The organism is Bacillota bacterium (assembly GCA_033549065.1).
Lineage (GTDB): Bacteria > Bacillota > Dethiobacteria > DTU022 > DTU022 > JAWSUE01.
This window is the reverse complement of the sequence record JAWSUE010000012.1, coordinates 64,881-74,620: the sequence shown is the minus strand read 5'-3', so window position 1 is coordinate 74,620 and position 9,740 is coordinate 64,881. Positions and strand designations below refer to the sequence as shown.

Here is a 9,740-nt window from a genome sequence, read left to right as displayed (position 1 = left end):
TAATTCGTCGAGATAACCTAAAGATTTGATCGTGCGATCCGTAGAAACATTTGTCTTTGGATTTCTGTATTTTTGAGCGATTACAAGATAGGTTCGGCCCGAATCTTTTCGATACGTTTTTTTAAGATACATAGGCGGCGGCTCCTTTGAACTCAGATATGCTGCTTACATTGTATTATATCATATTGTGCCTATTTGTGCCACTATTATATGTAGTTATTTCAAAAAAAATAAACCCCCCAAGCCTTATGCTTAAAGGATTCTTAGTCTTTTCCCAATATTTATGCTGTCAAACTAACGGGCATGCTCCCATAACCGCCTTTATTTCACTTCACGCCCTAATTTCACTTCGTTGACTTGTCATAGGCGAGATGGTATTATGACTTTGTGCAGAATTATCAGGCGCCCGTGGTGAAAGGGATATCACGCAGGCCTCCGGAGCCTGAAGTCGGGGTTCGAATCCCTGCGGGCGCACCATATCAAGGAGCAACCTGCCTGAAGGTTGCTTTTATTTATTTTTATAATGGAAGGTGAACAGCATTTATGCCTAAAGTAAAATTTATTCCCCAGAATAAGGAAATTGAAGTCGATCCGGGAACCAACCTCCTGAAAGCAGCCGACAAGGCCGGTTTATACATTGAAGGCGACTGTGCCGGCAAGGGAACCTGCGGAAAATGCAGGGTAAACATCACGGAAGGCCTGGAAAATAATCCTTCCCCGGCCGAAAAGAAATTTCTATCAGAAAATGAGCTGCAATCCGGGTGGGTTTTGGCCTGTCAAAGAACTGTAGATAAAAACATGGTTGTGGATGTTCCTCTTCAGAAAGATGCCCACACCAGAAAAATCTCCCTGGCCGGCGGGGTTGAAAAACTGGAAGCAGATCCGGTTTTGGAAAAAATTGCCGTAAAGTTATCAAAACCGGCTGTTAAAGACCAGACCGCAGACCTTGAACGGCTACTCGGAGAATTAAAAAAAGGCGACCTGTCTGTTAAACCGCGCGAACTCAGCGGACTGCCTTCCATGCTCAGGAATAACGGTTTTTCCGTTACGGCAGCGATTGACGGAAATAGAATCATTTCACTTGAACCGGGTAACACCGGCGACTATATGTACGGAATCGCATTTGATATTGGAACTACAACTATTGTCGGGTCCCTGCTGGATCTAAAAAACGCCGAGGTAATCGCCGTATCGGCAGCAACCAACCCTCAGAATATATACGGCGCTGATGTGATCTCCAGGATTACCCATGCTTCTCAGGTTGAAGGTGGCTTGAAACAGCTTCAGGACAAAGTAGTGGAATCGGCAAACCAGATTATCAAGAATCTGCTCAGACAAACCAGAATCCCCAAAGATCGGGTTTATGAAATCGTTTTAGTCGGCAATACAACCATGAGCCATCTCTTTATGGGTATCGACCCTACCTACCTGGCGCCTGCTCCCTTCATCCCAGCCTACAGCCGGGCGCTGAAGGTTGAAGCCTCCGAAATCGGCTTGAATATTCATCCGGCAGGCCTTGTTACATTTCTGCCCAATATTGCAGGATATGTAGGTTCCGATACTGTAGGTGTAATTCTGGCTACCGGTATGGACCAGCGAAAAGACAATTGTGCAGCCATCGACATCGGAACTAACGGCGAACTTGTTCTGGCTGCCAACGGCAGACTTATGGCCTGCTCAACCGCTGCCGGCCCGGCATTTGAAGGGGCTCAGATAAAGCAGGGCATGCGAGCTGCAGCCGGAGCTATTGAAACGGTCAGCTTTGTAAATGAGGATATCACTCTAAGCATGATCGATGACGAACCGGCCTGCGGAATCTGCGGCTCCGGTTTAATTGATGCTGCAGCAGCACTAATCCAGGCTGGATTGATTGAGCCAAACGGACGCTTTGTAAACGTGGAAGAAAATCCGGACAAGGTGCCTCCCCAGTTCAGAGATCGTTTGCGGCGCGGTAAAAGCGGTTTCGAATTCGTACTGGTTGCGGGCAAAGATACTGAAAGTGGAGACGATATAGTGCTTACCCAGGGTGATGTCCGGGAACTGCAGTTGGCCAAGGGAGCCATATATGCCGGTTTGGTTATATTGTTAAAAGAAGCCGGAATCAGCGAAGATGATCTCGATCAGGTTATGCTTGCCGGCGCTTTCGGCAACTATGTTCGTAAGGAAAGCGCCCTGACTATCGGTTTGCTGCCTCAGATTCCTGCCGAGAAAATTATTGCAGTGGGCAACGCCGCCGGCGATGGAGCAAAAATGGCTCTTGCTTCAAAAAAAGCGCGGTTTCGGGCCCTGGAATTACCCGGAAAAGTTGAGCACCTTGAACTTTCAACCCGCATCGATTTCCAGGAGATTTTCGTAGATGCCCTGTCATTCGGCAAGATTTAAGCTAACCCGAATCCTGAAATAGATCTGAATCTCTTCCACTATGCAGGAAAAAACCGGGACCTGTAGAAATTAAAGCTAAACAACCATTCGGGAGGTAAGAAATGTACACTGCCAAGGATATTATGACTTCTCCGGCACTCAGCGTAACTGAAGAGCAAACTCTTCAAAATGTTATTGAGATGCTGGCAAAACATCGTTTCAGTGGATTCCCTGTCGTCGACACGGCAGGAAAAGTGATCGGTGTTATATCCGATACTGATATTATCCGTTATTCTCAGCAACTGAATGTAATTCCCCTGTCAAATCTTTCGGGGTGGATTTCTCCTTATGCCGAAATATCCGACCTGGCAAGTATGCGCAAAGGGTTTGATCTTCTTCACAAAACCAGCGTCGGTCAGGTGATGACTAAAAAGGTTTTTACAGTAACCGAAGACACATCGGCAACTGATGTTGCCCAACTAATGAATCGCCGAAAAATCAATCGTGTGCCCGTTGTAGACAGCGACGGTAATCTGGTCGGCATTGTCACCAGGGCCGATATGGTCCAGTGTATGGCCAAACTCTAAAGTGCACAATCTGAGAGGTAAAAAGTGGAAAAAGAACGGGAATCAGATACAGGCGGTTTTAATAACCGCCTGTTTAAAATTAAACTCCTAACCGGGATGATTCTCGGCAAGGGGTTAATCCTTCTAACCAGGCTTCTCGGGCGAGGCGGTACAACACTACCTGGAAGAGCAGTTCTGAAATTAGATCCGGCTATCCCTTCAGCCCTGGCCGGAAAGCTGCAAGATGGCAGTATTTTAATTACCGGAACAAACGGCAAAACAACAACGGCTGCATTGATCAGCGGAGTAATGAAAGAATCCGGATTAAGATGTATCCGCAATCAATCCGGGTCTAACATGTCCTGGGGGGTGACCTCAGCCCTGGTTGAAGCATCCAGCCTGACAGGAAAGCCGGCAGGCGAATGTGCAATAATGGAAGTTGACGAGGGGGCATTCCCCGGAGTCGTGCAAAGTATCAAACCCAAAGGTATCGTTGTTACTAACGTCTTCAGAGATCAGCTTGATCGTTACGGCGAAGTCGACTGGATCCGCGATGCAATTAAAAGAGGCTTGGAATATCAGCCAGAAGAGGGCTTTCAGGTTCTTAACGGGGACGACCCCTCCCTTACCGGATTAGTTGCCGGAAAAAATAGGTGGACATATGGCCTGGAACTTGAACTGCCTGAGGATCGATTCCAGAATACAGGCCGGGATATTAAGACCTGTCCAAACTGCAATGCCAGACTTGATTACAGCAGGATATACTACGCCCACCTGGGGCATTTTCACTGTCCTTCCTGCAATTTCAAACGCGAAACCCCCGATGTTAAGCTAACCAGGAAAAAAACTGCGGCAGGCGGTGGTGAAGTTCTTGAAATTGAACTGCCCGACGAGAAGATAACAATGAAATCGTCGCTGGCAGGGACTTATAATTTGTATAATATACTGGCAGCTGTAACCTGTGCCGTGGCCATGTCCATTCCTTCTGACGTCATCATCAGGTCTATTGAAGAAGCTGTTCCATCATTCGGCAGGATGGAGCAGTTCAACTGGAGTGGAAAGTCGATAACAATGGCCTTGATCAAAAATCCGGTTGGCGCCAATGAGGTTTTAAGAACGATCCTCAACCAGTCGGACAAGATCAGTCTTATGGTGGCCATCAACGATAAAATAGCCGACGGCAGGGATGTATCCTGGCTCTGGGATGTCGATTTTGAATACTTTGTAGCAAAAAAGGAAGGAATTTCAATCATCCTTGTCTCGGGATTAAGAGCATGGGATATGGCTGTTCGTTTTAAATATGCCGGTATCAGTCCGGATTCAATCGTTGTTGAGGAAAATACAGAAAAAGCTTTAAACAAAATCCTTAAGTTAACTTCGGAGGGAGAAAATATTATTATTCTCCCCACATATACAGCTATGCTGGAAATCAGAAAACATCTGAACAGGATGGGGTTGGGGAAACCCTACTGGGAGAGCTGAAAATGGTATCAATCAATATCTATCACCTTTATCCCAATCATTTAAACCTTTACGGTGATCGCGGCAATATGCTCGCTCTCTGCCGCCGGGCAGAATGGCATGGTTTCAAAACTAATATAATTACCGTGGAGCCCGGTGATCTCATCGATTTCAAAGAATGTGACTTGCTTTTCATGGGAGGCGGCCAGGACAGCGATCAAAAATTGATCGCCGGGGATTTAAAAATTCGCCGAAGTGATTTGGTAGCCGCCATAGACAACGGTATGGTCCTTTTTGCCGTTTGCGGATCTTACCAGCTGCTGGGTCATTATTATACCGCACATACCGGCGAAAAATTTGGTGGACTCGATATAATTGATCTTTATACAGAGTCCGGATCCAGGAGGCTGATCGGTAATGCTGTGATAAGCTGTCCGTTATGGAAACCGGAAAAAACCCTGGTCGGCTTTGAAAACCATGGTGGGAAAACATATTTAGGCCCTTCGGTAAAACCACTGGGGAAAGTTCTTATTGGTTTTGGCAACAACGGCACCGATAAAACAGAAGGTGCCGTATTCAATAATCTAATCGGCACCTATCTTCACGGCTCTCTGCTTCCTAAAAACCCCTGGCTGACAGATTATTTGCTCGAGAAAGCTCTCTCATATCGCAGTCAGCCGCACCAGCTAAGGGAACTGGATGATTCCTTTGAGCAATCAGCCCACCTGGCAGCGATCGAATTGGCCGGATCAAAGAAACATGAGAGGTTGTCAACCAGGGCCTGAATTTAATCCACCTCGGCAAACATTTTTCTTACCACTTTGTTACACCGCTTAGTTAAAGGAGATACTCGATTTCTGCCTCCTCGTAAAGGGTTTGAACCAGCTGGTTGATCACAGGAGTGATCTGCTCGTCAATCATAGTATCTTTGACCATTTCACTCACATCTTCATAGTTAACAGCGGCTGCTTCACGGCGATCAAGCACCTGAATTATATGGTAACCGAAACTGGTTTCAACCGGTTCGCTGATTTCATCAATCGCAAGATTGAACGCCTCTGTCTCAAATTCTTCGACCATCGCTCCTCTTCCAAAGAACCCAAGGTACCCACCGTTATCTTTGTTCGATTGATCGAGAGAATATTCGGCAGCAAGGAAGGCAAATTCTTCACCATCCCTCAGCCGGGTCAATACATCCAAGGCTTCTTCTTCGCTTTCAACCAGGATATGTCTGGCTTCAACTTCTTCCTGCTGGTCAAACCGTGAACGGTTTTCTTCAAAAAACGTTCTCACTGTATCATCTGATGTATCGATTTGGCTCATGGCCAGATTGCGGACCAATAAATTTAACCTGGCATCTTCCCTGAAATCATCCAGAGATATGCCATAATAATCGAGAACCATCAGGAAGTCTTCTTCCGATCCCTGGAAATTATCATCGATGATCGTATTAACCTCCGCATCAATCTCTTCGCTCGTAACTGTTATGCCTTCGACAGTCGCTTTCTGTAAAATCAATTTCCTGGTGATAAGCTGATCGAGCGCTTCCTGCCCGTTTTGTTCGTACATAGCCTCAAAAAGTTCGTCCCTGGTAATTTCTTCACCGTTTACCAACGCTACCGCTTCTTTACTACCCGGCGCTGTCGAGAATAACAAAACAGCCAGGACAATCACTGCTATCAGCAAAACAGCAACAGCACCCAGTAGAATCTGAGGTTTCATAATCTTATTGAGGAATTCCTGATTATCTCTCTTTTCCTTTTCCAAAACACCCACACCCCTCTTCATAAATTTACGGGATTATTTTATTCATCGGGAACTCAAGGATCCCCTCTGCTCCCGCTTCCTGTAAATCGCAAATCAGTGTTCGCACCTTTTTCTCATCGACAACACTCTCCACAGCCACCCACTTGTCAGCACATAAATTAGATATAGTTGGCTTCCTCAGCGCCGGCAGCAGGTCAATCACCTTCGCCAGGTTATCGCTATGGACATTCATTTTAAGCATTACTTTCTGCTCGGCAAGTAATGCCCCTTTAAGCAAAGTAACCATCCGTTCCACTTTTTTTAGTTTCCAGGGATCCCCTGCGCTCGCCCGGTTCATAATTACCCTGGGTGTTGAAATCAGTATTGTTTCGATTATTTTCAGCTGGTTGGCCTTCAGTGAACGTCCCGTTTCGGTTAACTCCGCTATGGCATCAGCCAACAGAGGCGGTTTAACCTCCGTTGCTCCCCAGGAAAATGATACTGCAGCATTTACACCCTTCTCTTCCAGGTAACGGCGGGTTGTCTCAACCAATTCTGTTGCAATACGTTTGCCTTCCAGGTCTTCAACCTTTTCGAAAGGGGAATTCTGGGGAACTGCCAGAACCAGGCGGACCGGGCGTAGTCCCCTTTTTGAATAATTCAAATCGGCCAGTTCAACAACGTCAGCCCCGGTTTCAGTAATCCAGTCCTTCCCGGTTAAACCGACATCGAGAACCTGTTCTTCAACATATTTCGGTATTTCCTGAGCCCTCATCAGGACACATTCAATCTCTTCGTCATCAATATAGGGATAATAAGAGCGTTCACCGATCTGTATATTATAACCGGCCTTCTTGAACATCTCAAGTGTTGTATTCTGCAGACTTCCGGCCGGCAGGCCCAGCTTTAATATTCCCATAGATTACACACCCTTTCTCATTCCAATAGTAATAAGTTAGCATGTCGGCTGCCCGCTGTCAACGCGAAGGCGATCAACGGCAACAATGATTCGGAAGGATTAGCAGGCTGAAATCAAGAATAAAGAGTGCAGTAAAGGTTAAGGAGGCTGAAGCATGACCCAAAGCGAAATGAGCCGGGCTAAACGCCACCTGGAAACAACCCGGAAAATGAAAGAGATGCTGCCCAGATTCTTCATGCGGATGATTGAACGACGTTTCAGCAATGAACCTTTGGCCTGGTGCATGGTGGGAGTCCCTCCCGAGTTATTGAAAGCATTTGATCTTCTATTTGAATGGCCTGAAAACTTCGGGACAATGTGTGCCAGCAGGTTGGTGGCCCCCAAATTTATTGAAGTTGCCGAGGGCGATGGCTACTCACCGGAACTCTGTTCCTACGTAACCAACACGATGGGTTATTGTAAACTTTTCAAGGAAACCGGTGAAGCCCCTCCCGAATCTCCCCTTCCCGGGGGTATGGGAACACCGGCTATGCTGCTCGGTTCCGGTTTTATCTGTGAACCGCGCTGGAAATGGTTTCAGTCGATTGCAACCCGCTTCTTTGACGTTCCCGTTTACAGCAGTGATCCCCTGGCCCCTCCCTACGATATAAACCCCAGAGACCCGCGGATCGAGGAGCATTACCTGACTCTTCTCCGCGAAGATCTGGCGGGACAGATTGAATTTCTGGAAAAGCATACGGGCAAGAAACTTGATCTGGCACTTCTGAGAGAAATAATGGCCCTCTCTCATAAAGCGTTGGCTTACTGGCGGGATACCCTGGCATTACGTAAAGCAATCCCCTCTCCGATGGGATCAACAGACTATTTCCATGCAATTATTCCCCAAATGTACCTGGTGGGAGACCAGGAGGCAGTAGATTTCTACCGGGAAATGTACGAAGAAGTAAAGGATCGTGTTGAACGAGGCATAGGCGTTGTTGAAGATGAAAAATATCGATTTATCTGGTTTGGCCTGCCGCCATGGTTCAACATGGGTATTTTCAATTACCTGGAGTCGCTGGGAGCCGTATTTGCTTATGAGTCAACCTATAACGTGGGAGATCATTTTGAAGTCGACCTCTCCGACCCGCTCGAGGCAATAGTCAAACGAACCTGGCAAAGGGCGGTGAAGATGCATGACTATGGTGCGGAAGCCATGCCCGAGCTCTGCAACCCAGCTGTCTTCGGCGGATTTGTCGGCAGCTCGCTACTGGAAGAGTTGGTCAAAGATTTCAGCCTTAGCGGGGCAATTATGCATCTTACACGCTCCTGCCGGGCTGTATCATTCGGAGAAGTTCACACGAAAAACCGTCTTGCAGAAATCGGTATCCCATCATTGATATTTGAGAGCGATATGGCTGATCCCCGGCTATGGTCAGATGCCCAGATCAAAACACGGCTGCATGCATTTCTCGAAACGGTAGATCGAACAAAAAAGGGAGGTAACTAGGATGAATGCCAAACTTATTGGTCGGAAAAATAACAGTATAACTGCTCAAAATGAAGAAATGATTCGCCGGATAAAAGCTGAAACAAACAAACCGGTTATCGGTTACCTCTGCTGTTTTGCTCCCCCGGAACTGATCAGCGCTGCCGGCGCTATCCCTTACAGGATTACCAGTTTTCCGGGAGAAGATACTTCAGCTGCAGATTCTTATGTAGAGCCCTACGGATGTACCTATGTCCGCAGTGTCCTCTCCAGGGCAGTCCGGGGGCATTATGATTTTTTGGATGGTTTGATCATCTCTCACAGCTGTGATATGGTCCAGCGGCTTTACGGAATCTGGACTCATTATCACCCCCTGGCTTATTCATACATGTTTAATGTTCCACATCAGGTCAGCCCGCAAGCACGGCGTTTTTACAAGCGTGAACTGGGATTTTTCAGGGAAAGCCTGGAAAAATTTACAGGTAAAAATGTTGAAGAATCGGCATTAAAGGATTCCATTAATCTCTATAATGAAAACCGTTCCCTGGTAAGAAAACTCTATGCTCTTCGAAAAGAAAAAATTCCTCTTATCGAAGGCAGTGAAATGATCGACCTGCTGATTACGGGAGGAGCGCTGCCGGCCAGTGAGTTCAGAGCATTACTCAAAAAAACCCTGGATACTGCTTCTGAACGTAAACAGGGCAGCGAAATCTTCCCCCGGATACTGGTTTGGGGAAGCATAATGGATGACTCTTCATTATACCGGTTAATCGAAGAATCTGGAGGAAAAGTAGTCGCAGATGATACCTGTATCGGTTTCAGAACATGGGAAGAAGACATCCCCCAGACTGATGATCCCTATGAAAGTTTAACTGAACATTACTTTATCAATTTTCAGTGTCCCAGGACAGATCGCGGTCCCGGAGTAAACAGGTTTGATTATATTCTTGAAAGGGTCAGAGAATATGAGGTTGATGGTATTATCGGATACTGCATCTCTTTTTGCGATCCCCATAAACTTGATTACCCGGACCTGCGTGACTACCTGAAAAAAGAAGGGTTTCCCATGCTTCTGATTGACGACAATTATAGCTTTGAGCCTTCTGAAGCGATTAAGACAAGAATTCAGGCCTTTCTTGAAATTCTCAGGTAATCCGAAAAAACTTGTATCGGCGCGCCAAATATGAGAAAATAGTGACATTCATTTTTCGGAATGGAA

Annotated in this window: 8 protein-coding genes and 1 tRNA gene; 7 read left to right on the top strand and 2 right to left on the bottom strand. The window is 46.6% G+C overall.

Going from position 1 to position 9,740, the window contains the following annotated elements; genetic code table 11:
- The first annotated feature begins 402 nt into the window (after positions 1 to 402).
- The 5 genes from SCJ97_09455 to SCJ97_09435 all read left to right on the top strand — a co-directional run bounded on the left by SCJ97_09455 (position 403) and on the right by SCJ97_09435 (position 5,173).
- Positions 403 to 477: transfer RNA gene (locus tag SCJ97_09455), tRNA-Arg, on the top strand.
- A 66-nt stretch (positions 478 to 543) separates the two neighbouring features.
- Positions 544 to 2,382 (top strand): ASKHA domain-containing protein, encoded by a 1,839-nt coding sequence (locus SCJ97_09450; GenBank protein MDW7740264.1) that lies wholly within the window; start codon positions 544 to 546, stop codon positions 2,380 to 2,382.
- A 101-nt stretch (positions 2,383 to 2,483) separates the two neighbouring features.
- Entirely contained in the window at positions 2,484 to 2,948 is a 465-nt protein-coding gene (locus SCJ97_09445) for a CBS domain-containing protein (protein MDW7740263.1), read from the top strand.
- Between the two features lie 24 nt (positions 2,949 to 2,972).
- Positions 2,973 to 4,409 (top strand): Mur ligase family protein, encoded by a 1,437-nt coding sequence (locus tag SCJ97_09440; GenBank protein MDW7740262.1) that lies wholly within the window; start codon positions 2,973 to 2,975, stop codon positions 4,407 to 4,409.
- Between the two features lie 2 nt (positions 4,410 to 4,411).
- Complete coding sequence (locus SCJ97_09435) at positions 4,412 to 5,173, top strand: glutamine amidotransferase (GenBank protein ID MDW7740261.1); 762 nt, start codon at positions 4,412 to 4,414, stop codon at positions 5,171 to 5,173.
- Between the two features lie 52 nt (positions 5,174 to 5,225).
- Here the strand turns inward: SCJ97_09435 and SCJ97_09430 are convergent, their stop codons facing one another.
- Positions 5,226 to 6,155 carry a peptidylprolyl isomerase gene (locus SCJ97_09430; GenBank protein ID MDW7740260.1) on the bottom strand — a complete coding sequence of 310 codons (930 nt, stop codon included), beginning with the start codon at positions 6,153 to 6,155 and terminating at the stop codon, positions 5,226 to 5,228.
- A 25-nt stretch (positions 6,156 to 6,180) separates the two neighbouring features.
- A complete protein-coding gene (hisG, locus tag SCJ97_09425; GenBank protein ID MDW7740259.1) occupies positions 6,181 to 7,053 on the bottom strand; it encodes an ATP phosphoribosyltransferase in 873 nt (290 codons plus the stop codon).
- A gap of 154 nt (positions 7,054 to 7,207) precedes the next feature.
- Here hisG and SCJ97_09420 point away from each other — a divergent pair, with 154 nt between their 5' ends.
- Both SCJ97_09420 and SCJ97_09415 read left to right on the top strand, forming a co-directional pair.
- Positions 7,208 to 8,542: a 2-hydroxyacyl-CoA dehydratase family protein gene (locus tag SCJ97_09420; GenBank protein ID MDW7740258.1), complete on the top strand. Its 1,335-nt coding sequence runs from the start codon at positions 7,208 to 7,210 to the stop codon at positions 8,540 to 8,542.
- A gap of 1 nt (position 8,543) precedes the next feature.
- Positions 8,544 to 9,674 (top strand): 2-hydroxyacyl-CoA dehydratase family protein, encoded by a 1,131-nt coding sequence (locus SCJ97_09415; GenBank protein ID MDW7740257.1) that lies wholly within the window; start codon positions 8,544 to 8,546, stop codon positions 9,672 to 9,674.
- Positions 9,675 to 9,740 lie beyond the last annotated feature (66 nt).